Below are 21,891 nucleotides of genomic sequence, written 5' to 3'. Positions count from 1 at the left end.
CACGTCGAGGGCGGGTACCCGATCGGGTACCCGCCCTCGACGTGTCTCGGGTGGAGTATCAGACCTGCGCGGCGACCTCCGCGGCCGTCAGCACACAGCCGTCGCCGCGGTCCCACAGCGGGGTCTCCGGTGCCACCTCGACGATCGCGCCCGGCTCGATCCGGGCGTCCCGGACCAGTGCGTCGAGCGCGGCCGTCGACAGCCCTCCCTCGATGTCGACGTACTCGACGATCACGTCCTCGACGTAGGAGGGGATCCGGCGGGCGACCTTCCGGAAGGCCGCGGCGGCGGCCTCCCCGGCGGTGCCGGACGCTCCCGAGGCGCCCTGTCCGGGGGCGTTCCCCGCTCCCCCACCGGCCGCCCCGGAAGGTGCCGTGGGCAACGGGGTGGAGGGCGCCTCGGAGGCGGTGGCCCGCCGGAACCGCACGCCCTCGGCGGGCAGTGGCACCTTGCAGCTGTCGGGGGCCTCCATGAGCGTCGCACCGATGCGGAAGGCGGCCAGGCGCAGCAGCCGGGCGGTGGGGGCCGACACGGAGTCGGAGAGGAGGACGGGCGTACCGCGGCCGATCTCCAGCAGGCGGAGGACGCCGGCGATCTTGGCGACACGGTCGAGGGCGTCCTCGTGGCTCACGGACAGCGCGGTGTCGGGGTCGGCGGGGTCCGGGACGTGGAGGAAGGTCTCCTCGGCGCGGCCGGCGACGACCGCCATGTCGAGGAGGTCGAAGACCGGGTTCATGGTGGCAGGCATCGGTCCGGGGACCTCAGTCGACGGAGGCCATGACCTCGACGACCCGGTCGAGGAAGGCATCGACCTGGTCCTCGTCGTAGGCCTTCTGACCCTTGCGGGTACGGAAGAGGACGCGGCGGACCTCGTCGACGCTCATGGCGTGGCCGGAGGTGAAGTAGGCGTTGATGCGGTCGCACAGTTCGTCGACCTCGGCGATGTCGTAGCCGATGATCCCGGCCTCGGGGTGCTTGAAGCGTTCCCCGGCCTCGCGGACCAGGCGACCGCGCAGGGAACCGGCGGCGCGGGTGAGCTCCTGGACCCAGGCCTCCTGGCCGCTCGTCTCGACCAGGCGGTCACGGGCGCGCTTGGCGAAGGCGTCCTCCAGACGGTCGAGCGCGGCGTCGACGACACCCACGTGGTAGCCCTTGCGGACGAGGTCGAAACCGACGGTGCGCACGGCCCGGGCGTCGAGGTCACCCGGCTGCGGGGTCTCGCGCTCGAAGGACTCACGTGCGCGCTTGAAGAAGCTGTCGACCTGTGCGGGGTCGTAGCCGTTCTTCCATCCCGACATCGTGGGGAAGTTGGTCTCCACCGGTGCCCTCTCCTTCGTCCTGCGAGCTACTGCCCGATCATGACCTGTTCCCGGCCCCACGCGGGCGGGCGCAGACCGGTTCCTGTACGAGATTACGCCACGTGAGCGGTGTGTTTCACGCACACTCCCCGTGGTCCGCGCGTCACTCCGCCGCGGCGAGCTGACCGCAGGCGCCGTCGATCTCCTTGCCGCGGGTGTCGCGGATCGTCGTCGGCACGCCGGCGTCGACCAGCCGCCGCACGAACTCCTGCGCGACCTCCGGCTCGGAGGCCGTCCACACGGACCCCGGCGTCGGGTTGAGCGGGATGGGGTTCACGTGGACCCAGCCGCGGCCCCGCCCGTTGAGCTTCTTGGCCAGCAGGTCCGCCCGCCAGGCGTGGTCGTTCATGTCCTTGATGAGCGCGTACTCGATGGACACGCGCCGCCCCGTGACCTTGTAGTAGTTGTAGGCCGCGTCGATCGCCTGGTCCGCGTTCCACCGGGTGTTCACCGGGATCATCTCGTTGCGCAGGTCGTCGTCCGGCGCGTGGAGGCTGAGCGCGAAGGTGACGGGGATGTCCTCCTGTGCGAGCTTGTCGATGCCGGGCACCAGACCGACCGTCGAGATCGTGATCCGCCGGGCGCCCATGCCCAGACCCGCCGGGGCCGGGTCGGTGAAGCGGCGGACGGCGCCCATCACACGCTTGTAGTTGGCCAGTGGCTCACCCATGCCCATGAACACGATGTTCGTCACGCGGGCCCGCTGACCGGTGAGGACCGCCTGGTCCTCCCCCGCTCCCGAGGCGCCCCGCCCACCGGTGCCGGACGTGCCGTCCTCGTCCTCCGCCTCGGAGCCGACCTCCGCGGCGACGTTGCCGAGCATGTCGAGGTCCTCACCGGCGTCCTCCGCGAGGTCACCGGAGGCGATCACCTGGTTGGCCCGGACCACCTGTTCGACGATCTCCGCCGTCGACATGTTGCGGGTGAGTCCCTGCTGGCCGGTGGCGCAGAAGGGGCAGTTCATGCCGCAGCCGCACTGGCTGGAGATGCACAGCGTGATGCGGTTGTGGTATCGCATGAGGACGGACTCGACGAGGGCCCCGTCGAACAGCCGCCACAGGAACTTGATCGTGTCACCGTTCTCGGTCCGGATCCGGCGGACCTCCGTGAGCAGTTCGGGGAAGAACCGCTCGGCGATCTCCCCGCGCTTGTCCTTGGGGATGTCCGTCATCGCGTCCGTGTCGGTGACGTTGTGGACGAAGTAGTGCGTCGAGAGCTGCTTGGCGCGGAAGGCGGGCAGACCCATCTCCTTCACGGCGGCCACGCGCTCGTCCATCGTCATGTCCGCCAGGTGCTGTGCCGGCTGCTGCACCCGCGGGGACTTGAAGTTGAGCAGAGGACGCCCGTCGCGCGTGGGGGTGCGCGACGTGGTGCCGTCCTCGTGCTCGACGACGGGACGGACCTGCTTACGGGCGACGGGCACGCGCGGGGCGCTCCGGGAAACCTTCTCTGCCATGACCCTCCATTGTCCCACAGGAGCCCGCCGCACGACCGGGTCAGTCCGTGGGATCGAACACCTTCCCGGGGTTCATGATCCCGTGCGGATCCAGCGCGCGCTTGATCCCGGTGTGCATGGCGAGCACCTCCGGGTCGAGCTGCCGGTGGACGCCGGGCTTCTTCAGCAGACCGATCCCGTGTTCGCCGCTCACGGTGCCACCGGCCTCCAACGCAGCGGTGATGATCTGTTCGAAGGCGGCCTGCGCCCGCTCCTTCGCCGCCTCGTCGCCGACGGGGGTGACGATGAGCGGGTGCAGGTTGCCGTCGCCGGCATGGGCGATCTGGGCCAGCACGATGTCGTTCTCCTCGCCGATCCGCTGGATCCGGGCGAGCACCTCGGGCACCTTCGTGCGCGCCACGCAGACGTCCTCGGTGAGGACGGGCCCCAGGCGTTCGAGCGCGGGGTAGGCCAGGCGGCGGGCGGCGAAGAAGGCCTCGGCTTCCTCGGCCGACTCGCTCACCGCGGCGAAGGTCGCACCCGCGGCCTCGAAGGCGGCGACGATCGCGGCGCACTCGGCCTCACCCGCGGCGCCGGGCACGTCCGAGGAGGCGAGCAGGAGCACCTCGGCGTCGGCGGACAGGCCCATGTTCTTCCACTCGTCGACGGCGCGCAGGCAGTAGGAATCGACGAGTTCGAGCGCGGCGGGCACGATCCCGGCCCGCGACACGTTCGCCACTCCCTCGCCCGCGGCGACGAGGGAGTCGAAGTACCCGACGACCGCGCGGGACTCCCCGGGCAGCGGCAGCAGTTTCACGGTGATCTCCGTGATGATCCCGAGCGTGCCCTCGGAGCCGACGAACAGGCCGCGCAGGTCGTACCCGGCCACGTCCTTGGCGGTGCGTTTGCCGATCCGCACGACGGCGCCGGTGCCGGTGACGACCTCCAGGCCGAGCACGTACTCACCGGTGACGCCGTACTTCACGCAGCACAGGCCACCGGCGTTCGTCGCGACGTTCCCACCGATCGACGACCACGGCGCCGAGGCGGGGTCCGGCGGGTACCACAGGCCGTCCTCGGCCACCCGGGCCCGCAGGTGGTCGTTGACGACACCGGGCTGGACGCGGGCCGTGCGTTCCTGCACGTCGACGTCGAGGACCGCGTCCATCGCGTCGAGGGAGACGACCACGCAGCCGTCCGACGCGTTGGCCCCGCCGGACAACCCGGTCCCGGAGCCCCGGGGGACGACGGCGACGTGGTGTTCGACACACCACCGGACGACGGCGGCGACCTCGTCCGTGGAGCGAGGACGGACCACGGCCAGGGCCGCGCCCACCGGCGCCCACTCGGCGTCGTCGTGGAGGTACCGCTCCATGACGTCCGCATCGGTGAGGACGTGTGCGGCGGGGAGGACTGCGCACAGGGATGTCACGAGAGGGGACGTCTCGCGAGAAGAGGTCGGGTGCGGGGATGTCTGCTGCGGGTTCGTCTGCTGCGGGGAGTAAGTCACGTAGGACTGTCTACCAGACCACTCCCCGGGCTGTCCGGAATCGGGGCCCTGACGACCGGGCCCGGCTCACCGGGACCTCCCGGGACATCGGGGGCTCTCCGGAGGCCGGGCCTTCAGAAAGCGAGCGGTTCCATGTACCCCGGCAGGAACGAGAACAGGATGAGGACGACGGGTGCGGTCGGCAGGATCGAGTCGAGCCGGTCCATGACGCCGCCGTGCCCGGGCAGCAGCGTGCCCATGTCCTTGAGCCCGAGGTCGCGCTTGATCATCGACTCCGAGAAGTCACCGAGGGTGGCGAAGGCCGGGACGAGCAGACCCAGCACCGCCGCGGTCCACAGTGGGGCGTCGAAGCCCCAGTACGCCAGACAACCGGCGACGACGACCGCGAAGGTGGCGGAGCCCGCGAAGCCCTCCCAGGACTTCTTGGGCGAGATCCGCGGGGCGATCGGGTGCTTGCCCCACAGGACCCCGAACACGTACCCGCCGACGTCGGAGGCCACGACGAGGGCGAGGAACATGATGATGAGCATGTTCCCGCCGTCCATGCGCAGCATGTAGACGAGGAACGAGGCCATGAGGCCCACGTAGGTGAGGGCGAACAGGCTCAGACAGACGTCCTTGAACGCGTTCGCCCGTTGCTCCAGCAGGCTGAAGACGAGCACCGCCCCGGTCCCGATGGTGAACGCGACCCACAGTGCCTCCCTCCCCCCGTAGAAGGTGGCGAGGATCATGCACGCGGCGGCCGTCATCACGGGGATGCGCGAGACCTTGGAACCGGACCGCGAGAGCGCGTTCGACAGTTCCCACATGGCCGCGAGCACACCGCCCACCACGACGACGAGGAACAGGTGCAGGTCCGGACGCACGAGCAGGGAGGCGAGCACCGCCCCACCCAGCAGGACTCCGATCCCGATCGCCGCCGGCAGGTTGCGCCCGGCCTTGCCGTAGTCCTTGCCGTCCCCGGACACCGGGGGCAGTGGCGTGACGAGCCCGTGGCCGAGGGCCATCGCGGGGCCGGTGGCCATGAGGGCCTTCGTCGCCACCGCACCGGACACGTCCTTGGCCGGGGACACCTCCGGCCGGTCGTCCGCACCCGCGGACTCCTCCGCTCCCGAGGCGCCCGCCGACTCCCCGGACCCCGTGACGGAGGGCACGGGGTCGGTGGAGGGCGCCTCGGCGGCGGGTTCGACGAGGTCCTCGGTGACGATCGGCAGGGGACGGGAGATCCGTTCCTCCTCGGCGGCGCGTTCGCGGGCCAGGCGCGCGGCACGACGCGGCGAGACCTCCGCGAGTGCGGCGGTGTCACCGGTACGGAGCGCCTCGTCCTCGATCCGGCGCAGATCACGCCGGGAGGGGACGGACGAGGAGTCCTCCTTCGAACTGCCCACGGCCTCAGACCTCGAGGAGTTCCTTCTCCTTCGCGGCGAGGAGGGTGTCGATCTCCTCGACCTTCTTCTTCGTGATCGACTCGAGCTCGGTGAGAGCGGCGTGGACCTCGTCCTCGCCGGCCTCGCCGTCCTTCTGGATCTTCTCCAGGGTCTCCTTGGCCTTGCGGCGGATGTTGCGGACGGAGACCTTGCCCTCCTCGGCGTCGGTCTTCACGACCTTCACGTACTCCTTGCGGCGCTCCTCGGTGAGCTCCGGCAGGACGATCCGGATGATGTTGCCGTCGTTGGCCGGGTTGGCGCCGATGTCCGAGTTGCGCAGGGCGTTCTCGATCTCCGACAGCGCGGTGCGGTCGAAGGGCGTGATGAGGATCGTGCGCGCCTCCGGCACCTGGAAGGAGGCCAGCTGCTGCAGCGGGGTGGGCGTGCCGTAGTACTCCACCGGGATGTTGGCGAAGAGGCTGGGGTTCGCACGACCGGTGCGGACGTCGGCGAAGTGGTCCTTCGTCGCCTCGATCGCCTTGTCCATCTTGGTGGTGGCCTCGGAGAGGGTTTCCTTGATCACTGTCGTCATCCGTTCGGTCGGTTCGTCGGTCTTCGCGTGTGCGCTCCGTGCGGGCGGGTACCCGTGGTGCGTGGGCGCACACGGCGGTCCGGTGCCATTCTACGAGGGAACGACCCCGCAGGTGGTACCGGTGGTGGGAGGGTGTGGCGCGCCTCAGGCGGTGACGGAGGTGCCGATGTCCTCGCCGCGGATCGCCTTGCCCAGGTTGCCCTCGCCCTGCATGCCGAAGACGCGCATGGGCAGCGCGTTGTCCATGCACAGGGAGAAGGCCGTGGAGTCGACGACGCGCAGGCCGCGCTGGAGGGCGTCGAGGTAGGTGATGTCGTGGATCTTCTCCGCCGCGGGGTCCTGCTTGGGGTCCGCGGTGTAGACGCCGTCCACGCCGTTCTTGGCGATGAGGACCTCGTCGGCCTGGATCTCCAGGGCGCGCTGGGCGGCGACCGTGTCCGTCGAGAAGTAGGGCAGGCCGGCACCGGCGCCGAAGATGACGACGCGGTCCTTCTCCATGTGGCGGATGGCGCGGCGCGGGATGTAGGTCTCGGCGACCTGAGTCATCGGGATCGCCGACTGCACGCGGGTGTCGACACCCGCCTGCTCGAGGAAGTCCTGGAGGGCCAGGCAGTTCATGACGGTACCGAGCATGCCCATGTAGTCGGCGCGGGTGCGGTCCATGCCGCGCTCGGAGAGGGCGGCGCCGCGGAAGAAGTTGCCACCGCCGACGACGATGCTCACCTCGACGTCACCGATGGTCGGGGCGATCTCACGGGCGACCGTGGCGACGACGTCGGGGTCGACGCCCACGTTCCCGCCGCCGAACACCTCACCGGAGAGCTTGAGGAGGACGCGCCTCCGCTCGTTCCGCAGGGGGTTGGAGGACCGGCTGGACTCGTGGACGGGCGTCAGTGACATCGATTCTATTCCTCGTTTCCGCGGGTTCCGGGCGCAGTCGTCCCGGTGGTGGACCACGCTCCAGTCTATCCGTAGGTCCCCGCCCGCGGGCATGAATGCGCCCGGGCGGGCACGGTGTGCTTCGACACGCGGTGTCGTCACACCGTGCCCGCCCGGGCGGGACACGCACCCCACGGGGACCCGCGGACGGGTCACCTCGGGTGGTGGTGGATCAGGCGCCCACGCGGAAGCGCAGGAAGCCGGTGGCCGTGAGGCCGGCGTTCTCCAGGACCTTCGAGACCGGGGTCTTGGGCTCCTTGGCGAAGCCCTGGTCCAGCAGGCAGTTGTCCTTGAAGTACGCGTTCACGCGGCCCTCGACGATGTTCGGGATCGCACGCTCGGGCTTGCCCTCGTTCTGCGCGGTCTCCAGAGCGATCTGGCGCTCCTTCTCGACGATGTCGGCCGGCACCTCCTCGCGGGAGAAGTACTGCGGTGCCATCGCGGCGATGTGGACCGCGACGTCGTGCGCCACGGCCTGGTCGTCGCCCTCGTAGGCGAGCAGCACGCCGACCTGCGGGGGCAGGTCCTTGTTCGTGCGGTGCATGTAGGACTCGACGTGCTGGCCCTCGATGCGGCCGACGCGGCGCAGTGCCACCTTCTCACCGAGGGAGGCACCACCCTCGGTCACGAGCTGGGACACGGGCTTGCCGTCGACCTCGGTGGCGAGGAAGGACTCTGCGTCGGCGGCGCCTTCCTGCACTGCGAGGTCGAGGACCTGCTGTGCGAGCTCCACGAACTTGTCCGACTTGGCGACGAAGTCCGTCTCCGAGTTGAACTCGATGAGCGTGCCGACGCCATTCTCCACGTGGGCGGCGACGAGGCCGTCCTCGGTCGAGCGGCCCTCACGCTTGGTGGCGCCCTTGAGACCCTTGATGCGCAGGATCTCGATCGCCTTGGCCTGGTCGCCGTCGGCCTCGTCGAGGGCCTTCTTGACGTCCATCATGCCGGCGCCGGTCTTCTCCCGGAGTGCCTTGATGTCAGCGGCGGTGAAGTTTGCCATGCGTTCTCCTTGTGAGGATGAGATGTCGATCGCGCGGGGCGATCAGGCTTCGGTGGACTCGGTGGCCTCGGCTGCGGGCGCCTCGGCAGCGGCCGGGGCCTCTGCGGGTGCCTCGGTGGCCTCGGCGGCCGGAGCCTCGTCCTTGCCCTCGAGGAGCTCGCGCTCCCACTCCGGCATGGGCTCCACGGCGGAGACGTTCTTCTCGCCGGACTCGTCGCCACCGTGGCGGGCGATGAGGCCCTCGGCGACGGCGTCGGCGACGACGCGGGTCAGGAGGTTGACGGAGCGGATCGAGTCGTCGTTGCCCGGGATCGGGAAGTCGACGTCGTCCGGGTCGCAGTTGGTGTCGAGGATGGCGATGACCGGGATGCCCAGCTTCTTCGCCTCGTCGACGGCCAGGTGCTCCTTCTTGGTGTCGACGATCCACACGGCGGACGGGGTCCGCTGCAGGTCGCGGATACCACCGAGGGTGCGCTCCAGCTTGTCCTTCTCACGGCGGAGGATGAGGAGTTCCTTCTTCGTGCGGCCCGAACCGGCGACGTCGTCGAAGTCGATCTCCTCGAGCTCCTTGAGACGACGCAGACGACCGGAGATCGTCTGGAAGTTCGTGAGCATACCGCCCAGCCAGCGCTGGTTCACGAAGGGCTGGCCCACGCGCTTGGCCTGCTCCTCGATGGACTCCTGGGCCTGCTTCTTCGTGCCGACGAAGAGGATGGAGCCACCGTGGGCGACCGTCTCCTTGACGAACTCGAAGGCCGAGTCGATGTAACCCAGCGTCTTCTGCAGGTCGATGATGTAGATGCCGTTGCGCTCGGTGAAGATGAAGCGCTTCATCTTCGGGTTCCACCGACGGGTCTGGTGACCGAAGTGGACACCGTTGTCGAGCAGCTGGCGAATGGTGACGACGGCCATGCCGACGCCCTCCTTCCGGTGCGCCCACGAAGGGGCGCGGTCGTGCAGGGGCCCTGATGGTCCCTGCGATTCGGTTGATTCCTGGTGTCCGTCCGACCTCCCGACGGGTTCCCGTCCGTCACCGACCCTGCGTGTCGCGCCCTGTGGACGCGACGGTCGTGTGCTCGGATGGTGGGATCCGCACCGGTGGGAGACCGGGGCGATCGGACACGCGTAGTCAGGAGTGGACACACTCCTGCTGCGTGCGATTCTACGTTCCCCCTGTGCACGCGGCCAAATGGTGGACGGCCCATCCTGCGTCCTGCGGCCTGTGGATCTCCTCACACCGGTGGTGTCACGACCTGTGGACGACGGGGCGGCCGTCCACAGGTCCGATCCGGGTCTGTCCGTCCGGACGCCAGCGGTCGACCGTGGATCCATGGACACCGACAGCCCTGCCCCGCAGCCCACTTCCGCCGTCTCTTCGCGTACCTCTTCTGCGTCCTCCGCTCCGGTACGCCGTGTCCCGTCGCACCGTGCTTCTCCACTCCGTGCTCCGCGCCGGCGCACACATGCATGGATCGCGGGTGTGCTCGCCATGCTCCTCGCCGTCGTCACGGTGGTCGTCCCGGCCGGACCCGTCCGCGCGAACGGTCCGACCTGGGTCTCCCCCGTCCCCGGCCTGGAGATCGTCAAGGCCTACGAACAGCCGGAGCACGAGTACGCCGCGGGGCATCGGGGCATCGACGTCGAGGCGCTCCCGGGGGAGCCCGTCCGCGCTCCGGCCTTCGGCACCGTGACCTATGCGGGGTTCGTCGCCGGGCGCGGGGTCGTGAGCATCCGGGTGGGCGCCCGGATCGTGTCGTACGAACCCGTCGTCCCCGCCGTCGAGATCGGTGATCTCGTCTGGCCAGCGATCCCGATCGGCGTCGTAGGTGCCGGTACCCACTGTGTCGGCTGCCTGCACGTGGGTGTGCGGTCCGCCGTCACGGTCGGCCGGGTCTACGAAAACCCCGCTCCCCTGTTCGCGGTCGAGACGAGTATCCTGCTGCCGGACGACCGCGCGCCGAGCGAGAACCGTTCCGCGACCTCCGGGAACTCCGACGGTGTGCAGGGAAGCGGCGCCTGGGGCGGACACGAGAACGGCCGGATCCCGCAGGACGCCCTGTGTCGGCTCGCCTCGGCGCCGGGCCACTACCTGCGGTGCGACGCCGCACGGGCCTTCGAGTCGCTCGACGCCGCCTTCCGGGAGAGGTTCGGGTACTCGATCTCCGTGACGGACGCCTACCGCGACTACGCGACCCAGGTGATCCTCAAACAACGCAAGGGTCGCTTCGCCGCGACACCGGGGACCTCGAACCACGGCTGGGGTCTGGCCCTCGACCTCGGCAGCGGCATCAACCGGTTCGGCACCGCGCAACACGAATGGATGCGCACGCACGCCGGGTCCTTCGGTTGGGTGCACCCGTCCTGGGCCGGCCAGGGCGGCTCCCTCCCCGAGGCCTGGCACTGGGAATTCGTCGGGTGACCGGTGCCGGTACCCCCGGCCCCGGTACCGAGGACGAGGCGGGAGCCGGAGGCGCGGATGGAGTCGGAGGAGGGAGCGACCACCGGGGACGAGAGCCTTCGACCCGGGTCGGTGATCCTTCGGCACCCTGGGAGGGGCGGCCAGCCCGTCACGTCTTCGTATTCCCGGGTCTGGTCGGACGAGACCCCGACCGGCCACCGCCTCCGAGTGTCGAGTCCGTGCTCCAGGAACCCGAACGTGTCGCTTCTGAGGACGACCCGCACGAGTATTTCGACGCCGCCGAGACCGAGGTCGCCACGTGGCTCCGGCGGATCGGAATCTCCGTGCGAGCGGTCCGGAAGTACGCGAAGAGACGGACCCCCGACGGGGTCTTCGCTCACGGCACCGAAACCGTGGAACTCAAGACGTGCAACAGTTCGAACGTCGTGACACTGTCCGAGCAGATTCTCAAAGGATCCACTCAGTCGTCGTTCGTCGTCGTGCTCACCGGTGTCGACGACCCCATCACTCTGCGGCGAGGGCTCGGATTGGCATTGAGCGCGAACGGCCGCCGCCTGACGCGCGTTATTCTGGTACTGAAGGGTGGAGGTGAGTACATTGAGTGGCGTTCTTGAGGAGTACCACGGCGTCGTGATCGCCGAGGGTCCCACCATCGGCGAGGTCCGAGCGATCGCTCTGGAGTTCGCAGACGAACACGAGGTGTTCATCGGCAGGACAGTCCACCCCGGTTTCCGGTTCATTCTCATGTTCGAGACCTGGATCGACATCGACCTCGACGCTTTCGCATCCGCACTCGCTGAGAAGTTGGATACTCTCGTCCTCACAATCGCCCAGGTCGAGGAACGTGAGTTCGCCGCCGGCATCGCCTGATCAGATGCTGTGAAACGTGCGGGTTCGCGGATTCTCGCCGGTCTGCCGGCAGGTGATCTCCCGGGCCTCCGGGTCTCCAGCAGGTGTCAGGCGCGCGGGTGGGCCCGGGCGTAGGTGTCCTGGAGCCGCTTCATCGACACGTGGGTGTAGATCTGCGTCGAGCTGAGTGTCGCGTGGCCGAGCAGCTCCTGCACCTGGCGCAGGTCGGCCCCGTTCTCGACCATGTGTGTGGCCGCCGAGTGTCGTAGGCCGTGCGGCGACAGGACGGGGGAACCGGGGATCGCGGCCGTCGCACGGTTGACGACCGTCCGCACCTGGCGGGCGTCGATCCGGCCGCCGCGGACACCGAGGAACAGGGCCCGCCCCGCCTTCGCCGTGTCGCTCCCGAGCACGACCCGTCCGTGGGAGAGCCAGGCCTCTATCGCGGATCCCGCGGGCTTTCCGTAGGGCACCCGCCGTTCCTTCCCACCCTTGCCCAGCACCGTGAGCATCCCGACCGACCGGTCGACGTCCCCGAGGTCGAGGCCGACGAGCTCGGACACCCGGATCCCGGTGGCGTAGAGCACCTCGACCATGGCGAGGTCCCGCAGATGTACCGCCGTCTCCCGTGGGTCCGCCGGTGCCGCACCACTCCCGGTGCCGCCCGGCCCGTTCTCGCGCGGACCGGAACCCACACCGGCGCCGGCCTCGGACATCGCCGTCGAGGCGCCCTCCCGTCCGTCGGGACCCGCCGTGTCGTCCGGCCCCGCGCCGTCACTCGGGCCGAGTGTTCCGTCGCGGGACCCGTTCGCGGATCCCTTCCTGTCGGCGGGTCCCTGCCTGTCGGCGGTACGGAGGACCGCGTCCATCTGCCCCTGTTGGACGACGGCGGGCAGTCGTGAGGAGTGCCGTGGGGTCCTGAGGCGGAGGGCGGGATCGACCTCGATGAGCCCCTCGCGACGACAGAACCGGAAGAAGGCGCGTGCAGCCGCGACCCGTCGAGCCCGCGTGCGTGACGATGCACCGTCACGCGCCTGTCGGACGAGCCAGGAGCGCAGATGTGCCTGGGTGATGTCGGCGAGCGCGGTCCGGTTCACGGCCTCCCCGTCGAGGTGTCCGAAGAAGTGCCGGACGTCCGCGCAGTAGGCCCGCACGGTGTGTTCCGAGGCGTTGCGCCCCACCTGCAGGTCCTCGGCGAAGGCGTCGAGTGCCTCCTGCCGATCCGGCGGAAGGGGTGGGTGCTCTGCCATGCCACCAGCCTACTCAGCCGATGGTCTTCACCCAGCCCGAGGGAACCTTCTCGGCGTGGCCGCGCAGGTGGAGACCGGCCAGGGCGGACATGGTCGCCGGGACGTCGAGGCCCGCCCGACGGGCCAGCCCGTCGACATCGGTCCCCCGCCGACGCGGCAGGGACTCGTACACCCGCAGTTCCTGTGCCGACATGTCGTCCGTGAGCCGGAGTTCCGCCTGTGTTTCACCGGGTTCGGCCCGAGCCGCGTCGAGGGGACCGACGAGCTCGAGGACGTCCTCGGGCCCCGTGACGAGCACCGCCACGCCCTCCCGGATCAACCGGTGGCACCCGGCCGACTCCGCGCTGGTCACCGCGCCGGGGACGGCGGCCACCGGCCGCATGAGCTCCGCCGCGCGATTGGCGGTGTTGAGCGCACCCGAACGCCACCCGGCCTGGACGACGACGGTCGCGCTCGCCACCGCCGCGATGAGCCGGTTGCGCATGAGGAAGCGGTGACGGTGTGCGGACCCTCCGGGCGGAGCCTCGGAGACGACCGCCCAGTTCCGGGCCACGTGGTCGAGCAACTCGGCGTTCTCCCGCGGGTAGTAGCGGTCCACTCCCCCGGCCATGAAGGCCACGGTGCCGGGCCCGGCCGCTCCGTCGGCACCCACCCCGGAAGCCGCCGATGCGGCCGCGCGGTGGGCGGCGGCATCGATGCCGTAGGCGCCTCCCGAAGCCACCGTCCTCCCCGCCCGGACGAGTCCGTGCGACAGGTCCGCGGCGACGTGGTCCCCGTAGGGCGTCGAGGCGCGTGCCCCGACCACTGCTACGGACCCGTCGAGCAACCGCGCGGGATCGGGTGTGCCCCGACTCCACAGGGCCACCGGCCGGTCGAGTCCGAGCTCGTCGAGTCCACCGGGCCAACCCGGACTCCCGGGCACGACGAGGTGTGCGCCGATCCGGTCCATCACCCGCAGGTCACGCTCCCCGTCGAGTTCCGCGACACGACCACGCCACCGGGTGAGCGCCGTCGAGAGCACCGCCGTGGTCTTCTCCAGGCCCACGGCCTCGCAGGCATCGTGGAGGGCGACGACCGCCGGGCCCTCCGGGACATCGAGGAGCGCGCGGGTCCGTTCGACACCGTGGTGGACGATCGCCGCCATGAGGACGTGGTCCCCGGGTTCGGCCGTCCGGACGAGATCCGCGTACGCCACCGCGTGCGTACGGTCGGGTATGTCCTCCGACCTCGTCTGCATCGTCTCCGTCATCGCGCCTCCCTGGTCCGCATGAGCACCGCCGTGTACAGGTCGTCGGCCGCGGGTCTCTCGGCACCCCGCATGTCCGCGAGCGTCGTCGCCAGGCGCAGGACCCGGTCGAAGCCGCGCATGGTGAGGGCCCCGGTCTCCAGTTGTCGTTCGAGCAGATCGGTCTCCCGCGGCGTGAAGCGGAAGTGCGCACGGATCACGGATCCGGGCACCTCGGCGTTCGTCCGCCACGGACGTGAGCGTCCGCGTTCGCGCGCGGCGTCCCGGGCCACGGCACTCTCCCGCCACCGCGTGAGTTGTGCCGACCGGGCCGTGGCGACCCGGGCCGCCACGGTCCGCGAGTCCTCCACGGGTGCGGTGGAGTGCAGGTCCGCCGCGGTCACCGGGTCCACCTCCAACCGGATGTCCACCCGGTCGAGCACCGGACCCGAGAGCCGGTTCCGGTAGCGCTTCTTCTCCAACGGGGAACACGTGCAGGACAGGGCATTGCGGGTCGTGTTGGCCCCGCACGGGCACGGATTGGCCGCCAGCACGAGTTGGAAGCGTGCCGGGAGCACCGTGCTCCCCCATGCCCGGTGGACGTGCACCTCACCGCTCTCCAGGGGCTGGCGCATGGCCTCCAGGACGTCCCGGGAGAACTCAGGCGCCTCGTCCATGAAGAGGACCCCGTGGTGGGACCGACTGAACACGCCGATCGTGCCCGGGCGGCGGCCACCGAGCATCGCCGAGGAGGACGCCCGGTGGTGCGGCGACTGGAAGGGCGGGCACCGGTCGAGACCGGTCCGCGCGTCCATCGTCCCGTCGAGCGACCGCAGGGTCGCGACGTCGAGGGCGGCCTCGTCGTCGAGCGGCGGGAGGATCCCGGGCAGGCACTGGGCCAACAACGTCTTGCCGGCGCCCGGGGTCCCGACCATGAGCATGTGGTGCCCACCGGCTGCCGCGACCTCCAGGCCCAACCGCGCCTCGCCCTGTCCCTTGATCTCCGCGAGGTCGTGGGTCTCGGGAGCGCCCGCGGGCGCCGAGCCTGCGGTGGCGGGGACGGGGTCCTCCTCGGGCACGCGGACGTCCGCACCGAGGACGTCCATCGCCTCGCTGAGGCTCACGACCGCGGCGACCTCGACCCCGGGCACCAGGCGCGCCTCGTCGCCGTTGGCGTGGGGGACGACGAACCGGTGGAACCCGTGGTGGACGCCCGCCTGCACCATCGGCAGGACGCCGCGGACCGGGTGGAGACGTCCGTCGAGACCCACCTCGCCACACATCACGATCCCGTGGCCCGCGTGCGCGGGGATCCGCCCGTCGGCCTCCAGGATCGCCAGCGCGATCCCGAGGTCGAAGGCCGTCCCCGTCTTCGGGACGTTGCCCGGGGACAGGTTGACCGTCACCTTCTGGGCCGTCTCGAAGATCCGGTGGTTCTGGACCGCCGCCCGGATCCGTTTCCGGGACTCGTTCACCGCGGTGTCCGGCAGTCCGACGAGGTCGATGCCGGGCAGTCCGTCGTTGATGCTCGCCTGGACCGTCACCGGGGTCCCCACGGTCCCCTCCAGTGCGATCGCCGTCATCCGGCCGAGTTTCACCCGCATGGTCATCGCGCACCCCTGACGGGGAAGAACTCCGGCTGCCCGGAACCCATGAGGACCCCGATGACATCGACCCGGATCCGGGAGAAGTACGGCAGACCCATCCGTTCACGCTCACGGGCGAGGAACAGGGTGGCGAGCCGGTACAGACGGTCGAGTTTCCGCTGCGTCACCGCCTCCAGGGGGTGTCCGGCCCGGGTGGACCACCGCGTCTTCACCTCGACGACGACGAGCGTGTCACCGTCGACGGCCACGAGGTCGATCTCGCCCTCACGACACCGCCAGTTCCGGGTGAGGACGGGCCACCCCCGTTCCACGAGCCAGTCGTGGACGTCCTGCTCGCCCCGTCTGCCGAGGCCCATGCGTGTCTGGGTCATGCACCCAGTCGACCGCTCCGGACACTCTGCCGGGAAGGGGTCGATCCCGCCTGTGGACGGCGGGCCGGGCGTCCACAGGGCGTGACGCCGGCGGTCGGACCGCCGATCAGGACACTGTGACCCCGGATGGGCCGGGGACTGTGACCGCGGGTCGTCCGGGGCCCCGGCGGGCACCACTGCGGACGACGGGTCCTCAGTGGCGGGTCCCGGGGCTCAGCGGTGGATGCTCGAAGGTGGTTCGAGGTCGCTCTTGGCGATCTCCTCGATGTTCACGTCCTTGAAGGTCAGGACGTGCACGTGCGTGACGAACCGTGCGCTGCGGTAGGTGTCCCACACCCAGGCGTCGCGGAGGGTGAGCTCGAAGTACACGTCCCCGCCGTCGGTGTGCGCCTTCAGATCCACGGAGTTCGCCAGGTAGAAGCGTCGTTCGGTCTCGACCACGTAGGTGAAGAGACCGACCACGTCCCGGTACTCCCGGTACAGCTGCAGCTCGAGGTCCGCCTCGTAGTTCTCCAGGTCCTCGGCACTCATGGCGTCATCGTATCCCCGTGGCGTCCTTGGTCCGGTGTCACGGCCGACGTCAGGGGTGTCACACCGGGCGCACGTCGTGTCACGACAGGCGGAAGGAACGGCGATGGTGCACGGTCACACCGAGGTCCCGGACCGCCTGCTTGTGCGCCGGGGACGGATATCCCGCGTTCGAGTCCCACCCGTAGCCGGGGACATCCACAGCCAGTGACGACATGAGCGCGTCCCGGTCCACCTTCGAGACGAGACTCGCGGCCGCGATCGTCACGTGGGTCCCGTCGCCCTTGACGACCGTGCGGACCGTGGGGACGGGCACCTCGGCGGCGGGTCCGAAGACCGGGTGGGCGTCGAGGGTGAGCGGGGCCGACAGCCAGTCGAAGGATCCGTCGAGGAGGACGAGGTCCGCGGTCGGAAGGGCCGCGAGGGCCCGGCGACCGGCGAGGCACAGGGCCATGGTCATCCCGAGGGCGTCGATCTCGGCGGGGTCCGCGTAGGCGACCGTCGAGTCCGGCTGCCAGTCCCGGACCGTGTCCGCGAGCGCCCCCCGCCGGGACGCGGCGATCTTCTTCGAGTCGTCGATCCCGGCCGGGATCGGGCCTGCGAGCAGCCGTTCCAGGTCGAAGCGCACCGCACCGACGCCGACGGGACCGGCGATGCACCCGCGGCCCACCTCGTCCATGCCGATGACGGACCGATGGCCGGCCTCGAACAGGGACCGTTCGAGAGTGAGGTCGGTGAGGCCCGCCCGCGTGCGACCGCTGCGACTTCGGCCGCTACCGGTTCGACCGCCGGTGGTACGAGCGGTCCGGGCCTCCGTCGCCGCCGGGCTCATGCGGGCTCCGGGACGGCGGCGTACACGTCCTTCGGGACGGACACCCAGGTGAACCGGTCGAGCGGCCAGTTGAGCAGGAACACGCGGCCGACGACGGACTCCGCCGGGACGAACGGACCGCCCGCGGAGTTCACGGCGTACCGCGAGTCCCCGGAGTTCGCCCGGTTGTCGCCCATGACCCAGTAGTGGCCCTCCGGGACGGTCACCCGGAACTCGACGAGCGAGGGTGCGACGCCGGGGTCGAGGTAGGTCTCGTCCAGGGGCTCGCCGTTGACGAGCAGGCGCCCCTGGTCGTCGCAGCACTCGACGGTGTCACCGCCGGTACCGATCACACGTTTGATGAGCTGGGACCCGGCGTCCGAGGGCACGAGACCCAGGAATTCGAGGACCGGGTTCGGTTCGTACTCCGCGAGCGTCGAATCGGCCAGCCAGCCGCCCGGATCGTCGAAGACGACGACGTCCCCGCGCTGGACCTCGCCGAAGGGCAGCTTGTTCACCATGATCCGGTCGTCGACCTCCAGGGTCGAGGCCATCGACGGGGAGGGGATGTAGAAGGACTGCATGACGAAGGTCCGCAGCACCACCGAGAGCAGCAGTGCGACGACGAGGATGATCGCCATCTCCTTGATGAACCCGAGGAATCCTCCACCGGCCCGCCGGGTGCCCCGAGCACCCCGTCCGCGTCCTGCGGATCCGCCGTCCGCCACGTCAGTCCCATCCGTCACGAGAGGGCAGTCTACGCGTCCACCGAGGAACCGTGCCCGATGACGGTGCCGAGGACCCGAGCGGTCGGGATCATCCCGCCACCGGGCTTCCCGAGGAGTGACCGCGAGTCGGCGGAGGCCGTCCGGTTGTCCCCCATCAACCACAGGCGGTCGGCGGGGATCTCGATGTCGAAGGGCGCCTCGGACGCGGGGACGCCCGCGGGCAGGTAGGGCTCGTCGAGGGGTTCGCCGTTGAGCAGCAACCGCCCGGACTCGTCGCAGCAGGTGAGGCGGTCGCCGCCGAGAGCGATCACCCGTTTGACGTAGAAGACGTCCTTGGGGCCGAACCCGAACCAGGAGAGGAGGACGGCCATGTCGTCCGGTGGCAGGGTCGCGACGAAGGAGCCGCGGCCGTCGATGACGACGACGTCACCGCGGTCGATCGACCCGGACAGGGCGTCGGGCCGCCAGATGGTCACGACGTCGTCGACCTCCAGGGTCGGCAGCATCGACTCCGACGGGATGCGGTAGTTCTGGATCCCGAGACCGCGGACCACCGCGGCCAGGACGAGGGCGGCCACGAGGACGACGCCCAGGGGTCGGAGCAGACCCCGGACGCGCCGAAGGCGCGGCCCGCGGGGGGCCACGCCTTCGTCGTCGGTGCGGGAGTGGGCGCTCAGCGCTTCTCCTTGATGCGAGCCGCCTTGCCGCGCAGGTCGCGCAGGTAGTACAGCTTCGCACGGCGGACGTCACCGCGGGACAGGACCTCGATCTTGTCGATGACCGGGGAGTGCACCGGGAAGGTACGCTCCACACCCACGCCGAAGCTCACCTTGCGGACCGTGAAGGTCTCGCGGACGCTCTCGCCCTGGCGGCGGATGACGACACCGCGGAAGACCTGGACACGCGAACGGTTGCCCTCGACCACGTTGACGTGGACGTCGAGGGTGTCACCCGCGCGGAACTCCGGGACGTCGTCGCGCAGCGACTTCTTGTCGAGCTGATCAAGATTGTGCATCGTGATTCTCCGTGTCACCACGCACCCGGGTCGTGCGTGACACACATTCAGGCCGGTCACCCGGCACGGGACGGTGTGTCCCGCCGGCACCGGTCGGATGGAAATCGTCCGCTGTCGGGGCCGGGCCCCGACCGTGACCGGCCTCCCCCCGGGGCAGGATCCGATCGACGAACGCAAGGCACCACCTTACACGCACCCCGGTGTCGGGCGCGCCCCGCACCCCGGTTCCCCGGGCCCGGCGTGGGCAATGTCACGTGGGGTACCGGGGCGCGGGCGGCGTCGAATTCAGTGCCGGGGAGCGCGCCCGCGTTCGATCGCGCCGAGTCCTTCGAGGAAGGCGAGGTCCTTCTTGTCGAGGTCCTCGACCTGCAGTGCGCTGAGCAGGTCGGGGCGGACCTTCGCCGTGCGCTCCAGCCGCCGGTCCCGGCGCCACCGGGCGATCGCCCCGTGGTTGCCGGACAGGAGGATCTCGGGGACCTCGTTCCCGCGCCAGGTCTGCGGCTTCGTGTAGACCGGGTATTCGAGGAGGCCGTTCTCGTGGCTCTCCTCCTCCAGGGACTCGGGGTTGCCCACCATGCCCGGGATGAGGCGCGCGATCGCCTCGATCATCACCATCGCGGCGACCTCACCACCGTTGAGCACGTAGTCACCGATCGACACCATTCGCACGTCGGCGTGGTCACCGGCCCAGTCGACGACGCGCTGGTCGATCCCCTCGTACCGACCGCAGGCGACGACCAGGTGCTCCGCACCGGCCAGTTCGTGCGCCATGGCCTGGGTGAAGGGCACCCCGGCGGGACTCGGGACGAGGAGGACCGGGCGGGGATCCGCGGGGGTCTCCGGGGTGGAGGGCGCCTCGGGAGCGGACGTGATGGTGCCTGCGAAGACCGCGTCGAGCGCCTCTCCCCACGGCTCGGGTTTCATCACCATGCCGGCGCCGCCACCGTAGGGGGTGTCGTCGACGGTGCGGTGGCGGTCGTGGGTCCAGTCCCGCAGGTCGTGGACGTCCACGGACAGCAGACCCGCGTCGATCGCCTTGCCGATGAGCGACAGACGCAGCGGGGCCAGGTATTCCGGGAAGATCGAGAAGACGTCGATGCGCATCAGGCCTCGCCCTCCGTGAGGTCGAGGAGGCCCGGGGGCGGATCGAGCACGATCCGGCCGGCTTCGACGTCGACTTCCGGCACGATCTCCTCGACGAAGGGGACGAGGACCTCGCGGCCGTCGGTGAGAGTCACGGTGAGCAGGTCCTGGGCGGCGCCGATCGAGACGTCCGTGACGGTGCCGACCTCGTCGTCACCGACGAAGACGCGGGCGTCCACCAGGTCCTCGATGTACCACGCGTCGTCCTCGTCCTCGGCGACCTCGTCCACGGTGAGGAGGGTGTTGCGGATCTCCTCGGCCCGGTTCCGGTCGGGCACCTCCTCGAAGGTGAGCAGGTACCGGTCCTTGTGCACGCGGGCGCGGGCGAGCGTGAGCTCACCGATGTCGGGGTCCGTGGCGAACACGGCTCCCGGGACGAAACGTTCCTCCGGTTCGTCCGTGCGGACCTCCACGGTGACCTCACCGCGGATCCCGTGCGGCTTCCCCAGCCGTGCCACGACAATCGCCACGTGTTCTCCTCGTCGTCCTCAGGTCGTCGATCTTCTAGATTCTACGGGCCCACCACGCCCCCGAGGCGCCCCGGAGCCCCCGCACACACGTGACCTCGTGCTCATCCGCCGGCGCCGGGCGGTCCGGCCGCACGATGACGAGCTTCTCGTCGTTCGACGGGGCATGAGTCTCGCAGTCGTGCAGGACTACGAGACAGAAGTCCCGTCGAACGACATCTTCCTCGCAGTCACACCGTCACGTCCGGGCTCGCCGCACCGGGCTGCCCTGAATGCACCGTGGGCCCCGACTCCTTGACGGAGTCGGGGCCCACGGTGGTGGAACCGGAATGCTGTCGTACGGCTCGGGCGGCGTGAAGCTCAGCCCTGAGCAGCGGCGGGGTGCCGGGGCTCGGGCGGCTTACGAATCAGCCCTGAGCAGCGGCGGCGTGCCGGGGCTCGGGCGGCTCACGCATCAGCCCTCCACGAGGTCCACGCGGACGCGGTCACGACCGGCGATCGCACCGATGACGGTGCGCAGTGCCTTGGCCGTCCGACCCGAGCGTCCGATGACCCGCCCCAGGTCTTCCGGGTTGACCCGGACTTCCAGGGTGGTACCGCGGTTGCCACCACGGGACCGGACGGAGACGTCGTCGGGATTGTCGACGATGCCCCGCACCAGGTGTTCGAGGACCTGCGTGAGCATCGTCAGGCTTCCTCGGCCGGGGCCTCGGCAGCGGGAGCTTCCTCGGCGGCCGGGGCCTCGTCGCCACCCTTGGGCGTGATGGCCTCCTTGATGACCGAGCCGGCGGCCGGGGCCTCGAACTCGGGCTTGGGCTGCTGGCCCTTGACCGTGTTGACGGCCTCGCCCTCGCCGGTGAACTTCTGCCAGTCACCGGTGAGCTTGAGGAGGGCCTTCACCTGCTCGGAGGGCTGGGCGCCGACGCCGAGCCAGTACTGCGCACGCTCGGAGTCGATCTCGATGAGCGAGGGCTCCTCGGTGGGGTGGTACTTGCCGATCTGCTCGATCGCCTTGCCGTCCCGACGGGTGCGGGAATCCGCGACGACGACGCGGTAGAAGGGCTGGCGGATCTTGCCGATGCGGGTGAGGCGGATCTTGACTGCCACGGTAGTGGTGTCTCCTTCGTTTCATGGTTCCGGGAACCGCTGGTGGGTTCGTGGGGTTGGACCCTCAGGGATCCCGTGACTGGGCCGATTCCGGGAGAGAGGGGCCCGGAGCCGGTCGAGTACAAACGTTCATTCTGCCAGAAGCGCGCGCGGTCCGGAAACCGGACCGC

Annotated in this window: 25 protein-coding genes; 3 read left to right on the top strand and 22 right to left on the bottom strand. The window is 70.1% G+C overall.

The window, feature by feature from the left end:
• Positions 1-58: 58 nt before the first annotated feature.
• The 9 genes from AAD496_RS05325 to rpsB form a co-directional block, all read right to left on the bottom strand.
• Positions 59-748: a hypothetical protein gene (locus AAD496_RS05325; RefSeq protein WP_349827619.1), complete on the bottom strand. Its 690-nt coding sequence runs from the start codon at positions 746-748 to the stop codon at positions 59-61.
• 13 nt (positions 749-761) lie between these two features.
• On the bottom strand, positions 762-1,319 hold the full coding sequence (locus tag AAD496_RS05320) for a DivIVA domain-containing protein (RefSeq protein WP_349827618.1): 558 nt from the start codon (positions 1,317-1,319) through the stop codon (positions 762-764).
• Between the two features lie 142 nt (positions 1,320-1,461).
• Positions 1,462-2,814 carry a 23S rRNA (adenine(2503)-C(2))-methyltransferase RlmN gene (rlmN, locus tag AAD496_RS05315; protein ID WP_349827617.1) on the bottom strand — a complete coding sequence of 451 codons (1,353 nt, stop codon included), beginning with the start codon at positions 2,812-2,814 and terminating at the stop codon, positions 1,462-1,464.
• Positions 2,815-2,854: 40 nt separating this feature from the next.
• Entirely contained in the window at positions 2,855-4,303 is a 1,449-nt protein-coding gene (locus tag AAD496_RS05310; RefSeq protein ID WP_349827616.1) for an FAD-binding oxidoreductase, read from the bottom strand.
• A 113-nt stretch (positions 4,304-4,416) separates the two neighbouring features.
• On the bottom strand, positions 4,417-5,691 hold the full coding sequence (locus AAD496_RS05305; protein WP_349827615.1) for a phosphatidate cytidylyltransferase: 1,275 nt from the start codon (positions 5,689-5,691) through the stop codon (positions 4,417-4,419).
• A 4-nt stretch (positions 5,692-5,695) separates the two neighbouring features.
• Entirely contained in the window at positions 5,696-6,253 is a 558-nt protein-coding gene (gene frr / locus AAD496_RS05300) for a ribosome recycling factor (RefSeq protein ID WP_349827614.1), read from the bottom strand.
• Between the two features lie 153 nt (positions 6,254-6,406).
• Entirely contained in the window at positions 6,407-7,162 is a 756-nt protein-coding gene (pyrH, locus tag AAD496_RS05295) for a UMP kinase (RefSeq protein WP_349827613.1), read from the bottom strand.
• Between the two features lie 211 nt (positions 7,163-7,373).
• The gene (tsf, locus tag AAD496_RS05290; protein WP_349827612.1) at positions 7,374-8,201 is read right to left on the bottom strand and encodes a translation elongation factor Ts; all 828 of its coding nucleotides are present in this window, start codon (positions 8,199-8,201) and stop codon (positions 7,374-7,376) included.
• A 42-nt stretch (positions 8,202-8,243) separates the two neighbouring features.
• Positions 8,244-9,113, bottom strand: a complete 870-nt coding sequence (rpsB, locus tag AAD496_RS05285; RefSeq protein ID WP_349827611.1) for a 30S ribosomal protein S2 — start codon at positions 9,111-9,113, stop codon at positions 8,244-8,246.
• Positions 9,114-9,690: 577 nt separating this feature from the next.
• Here rpsB and AAD496_RS05280 point away from each other — a divergent pair.
• From AAD496_RS05280 to AAD496_RS05270, 3 genes are all read left to right on the top strand, one after another.
• Positions 9,691-10,620 carry a D-alanyl-D-alanine carboxypeptidase family protein gene (locus AAD496_RS05280; RefSeq protein WP_349827678.1) on the top strand — a complete coding sequence of 310 codons (930 nt, stop codon included), beginning with the start codon at positions 9,691-9,693 and terminating at the stop codon, positions 10,618-10,620.
• Between the two features lie 218 nt (positions 10,621-10,838).
• Positions 10,839-11,234, top strand: a complete 396-nt coding sequence (locus AAD496_RS05275) for a hypothetical protein (protein WP_349827610.1) — start codon at positions 10,839-10,841, stop codon at positions 11,232-11,234.
• Complete coding sequence (locus AAD496_RS05270; protein WP_349827609.1) at positions 11,218-11,490, top strand: hypothetical protein; 273 nt, start codon at positions 11,218-11,220, stop codon at positions 11,488-11,490. Before AAD496_RS05275 ends, AAD496_RS05270 begins: the two co-directional genes overlap by 17 nt.
• Positions 11,491-11,576: 86 nt before the next feature.
• Here AAD496_RS05270 and AAD496_RS05265 read toward each other — a convergent pair whose 3' ends face one another.
• From AAD496_RS05265 to rpsP, 13 genes are all read right to left on the bottom strand, one after another.
• The gene (locus AAD496_RS05265; RefSeq protein ID WP_349827608.1) at positions 11,577-12,719 is read right to left on the bottom strand and encodes a tyrosine recombinase XerC; all 1,143 of its coding nucleotides are present in this window, start codon (positions 12,717-12,719) and stop codon (positions 11,577-11,579) included.
• Positions 12,720-12,732: 13 nt separating this feature from the next.
• Complete coding sequence (locus tag AAD496_RS05260; protein WP_349827607.1) at positions 12,733-13,968, bottom strand: DNA-processing protein DprA; 1,236 nt, start codon at positions 13,966-13,968, stop codon at positions 12,733-12,735.
• Positions 13,965-15,527, bottom strand: coding sequence for a YifB family Mg chelatase-like AAA ATPase (locus AAD496_RS05255; RefSeq protein WP_349827606.1), 1,563 nt, complete (start codon positions 15,525-15,527; stop codon positions 13,965-13,967). The genes AAD496_RS05260 and AAD496_RS05255 overlap by 4 nt, the downstream gene beginning before the upstream one ends.
• Positions 15,528-15,550: 23 nt before the next feature.
• Positions 15,551-15,922 (bottom strand): YraN family protein, encoded by a 372-nt coding sequence (locus AAD496_RS05250; protein ID WP_349827605.1) that lies wholly within the window; start codon positions 15,920-15,922, stop codon positions 15,551-15,553.
• 213 nt (positions 15,923-16,135) lie between these two features.
• The gene (locus AAD496_RS05245) at positions 16,136-16,453 is read right to left on the bottom strand and encodes a DUF2469 domain-containing protein (protein ID WP_349827604.1); all 318 of its coding nucleotides are present in this window, start codon (positions 16,451-16,453) and stop codon (positions 16,136-16,138) included.
• Positions 16,454-16,532: 79 nt separating this feature from the next.
• A complete protein-coding gene (gene rnhB / locus AAD496_RS05240) occupies positions 16,533-17,282 on the bottom strand; it encodes a ribonuclease HII (RefSeq protein ID WP_349827603.1) in 750 nt (249 codons plus the stop codon).
• Positions 17,279-18,007 (bottom strand): signal peptidase I, encoded by a 729-nt coding sequence (gene lepB, locus AAD496_RS05235; protein ID WP_349827602.1) that lies wholly within the window; start codon positions 18,005-18,007, stop codon positions 17,279-17,281. Before lepB (AAD496_RS05235) ends, rnhB begins: the two co-directional genes overlap by 4 nt.
• Positions 18,008-18,018: 11 nt before the next feature.
• Positions 18,019-18,633, bottom strand: coding sequence for a signal peptidase I (lepB, locus tag AAD496_RS05230; RefSeq protein WP_349827601.1), 615 nt, complete (start codon positions 18,631-18,633; stop codon positions 18,019-18,021).
• A 29-nt stretch (positions 18,634-18,662) separates the two neighbouring features.
• Positions 18,663-19,004 (bottom strand): 50S ribosomal protein L19, encoded by a 342-nt coding sequence (rplS, locus tag AAD496_RS05225; RefSeq protein WP_349827600.1) that lies wholly within the window; start codon positions 19,002-19,004, stop codon positions 18,663-18,665.
• 285 nt (positions 19,005-19,289) lie between these two features.
• Positions 19,290-20,108 (bottom strand): tRNA (guanosine(37)-N1)-methyltransferase TrmD, encoded by an 819-nt coding sequence (gene trmD, locus AAD496_RS05220; protein WP_349827599.1) that lies wholly within the window; start codon positions 20,106-20,108, stop codon positions 19,290-19,292.
• Positions 20,108-20,617, bottom strand: coding sequence for a ribosome maturation factor RimM (rimM, locus tag AAD496_RS05215; protein WP_349827598.1), 510 nt, complete (start codon positions 20,615-20,617; stop codon positions 20,108-20,110). The genes trmD and rimM overlap by 1 nt, the downstream gene beginning before the upstream one ends.
• A gap of 451 nt (positions 20,618-21,068) precedes the next feature.
• Positions 21,069-21,299: an RNA-binding protein gene (locus tag AAD496_RS05210; protein WP_349827597.1), complete on the bottom strand. Its 231-nt coding sequence runs from the start codon at positions 21,297-21,299 to the stop codon at positions 21,069-21,071.
• A gap of 2 nt (positions 21,300-21,301) precedes the next feature.
• Positions 21,302-21,721 (bottom strand): 30S ribosomal protein S16, encoded by a 420-nt coding sequence (gene rpsP, locus AAD496_RS05205; protein WP_349827596.1) that lies wholly within the window; start codon positions 21,719-21,721, stop codon positions 21,302-21,304.
• Positions 21,722-21,891 lie beyond the last annotated feature (170 nt).

Source organism: Brevibacterium litoralis, assembly GCF_040212315.1.
GTDB lineage: Bacteria > Actinomycetota > Actinomycetes > Actinomycetales > Brevibacteriaceae > Brevibacterium > Brevibacterium litoralis.
The sequence above is the reverse complement of the archived record's forward strand: the minus strand, read 5'-3'. Positions and strand labels throughout refer to the sequence as shown.

Bases quoted from the DNA above. Each gene is read 5' to 3' on its own strand.
- AAD496_RS05325 (WP_349827619.1), bottom strand. From the start codon at position 748: ATGCCTGCCACCATGAACCCGGTCTTCGACCTCCTCGACATGGCGGTC.
- rlmN (WP_349827617.1), bottom strand. From the start codon at position 2,814: ATGGCAGAGAAGGTTTCCCGGAGCGCCCCGCGCGTGCCCGTCGCCCGT.
- pyrH (WP_349827613.1), bottom strand. From the start codon at position 7,162: ATGTCACTGACGCCCGTCCACGAGTCCAGCCGGTCCTCCAACCCCCTG.
- tsf (WP_349827612.1), bottom strand. From the start codon at position 8,201: ATGGCAAACTTCACCGCCGCTGACATCAAGGCACTCCGGGAGAAGACC.
- rpsB (WP_349827611.1), bottom strand. From the start codon at position 9,113: ATGGCCGTCGTCACCATTCGCCAGCTGCTCGACAACGGTGTCCACTTC.
- AAD496_RS05280 (WP_349827678.1), top strand. From the start codon at position 9,691: ATGCTCCTCGCCGTCGTCACGGTGGTCGTCCCGGCCGGACCCGTCCGC.
- AAD496_RS05265 (WP_349827608.1), bottom strand. From the start codon at position 12,719: ATGGCAGAGCACCCACCCCTTCCGCCGGATCGGCAGGAGGCACTCGAC.
- AAD496_RS05260 (WP_349827607.1), bottom strand. From the start codon at position 13,968: ATGACGGAGACGATGCAGACGAGGTCGGAGGACATACCCGACCGTACG.
- AAD496_RS05255 (WP_349827606.1), bottom strand. From the start codon at position 15,527: ATGACGGCGATCGCACTGGAGGGGACCGTGGGGACCCCGGTGACGGTC.
- AAD496_RS05250 (WP_349827605.1), bottom strand. From the start codon at position 15,922: ATGACCCAGACACGCATGGGCCTCGGCAGACGGGGCGAGCAGGACGTC.
- AAD496_RS05245 (WP_349827604.1), bottom strand. From the start codon at position 16,453: ATGAGTGCCGAGGACCTGGAGAACTACGAGGCGGACCTCGAGCTGCAG.
- rnhB (WP_349827603.1), bottom strand. From the start codon at position 17,282: ATGAGCCCGGCGGCGACGGAGGCCCGGACCGCTCGTACCACCGGCGGT.
- rplS (WP_349827600.1), bottom strand. From the start codon at position 19,004: ATGCACAATCTTGATCAGCTCGACAAGAAGTCGCTGCGCGACGACGTC.
- trmD (WP_349827599.1), bottom strand. From the start codon at position 20,108: ATGCGCATCGACGTCTTCTCGATCTTCCCGGAATACCTGGCCCCGCTG.
- AAD496_RS05210 (WP_349827597.1), bottom strand. From the start codon at position 21,299: ATGCTCACGCAGGTCCTCGAACACCTGGTGCGGGGCATCGTCGACAAT.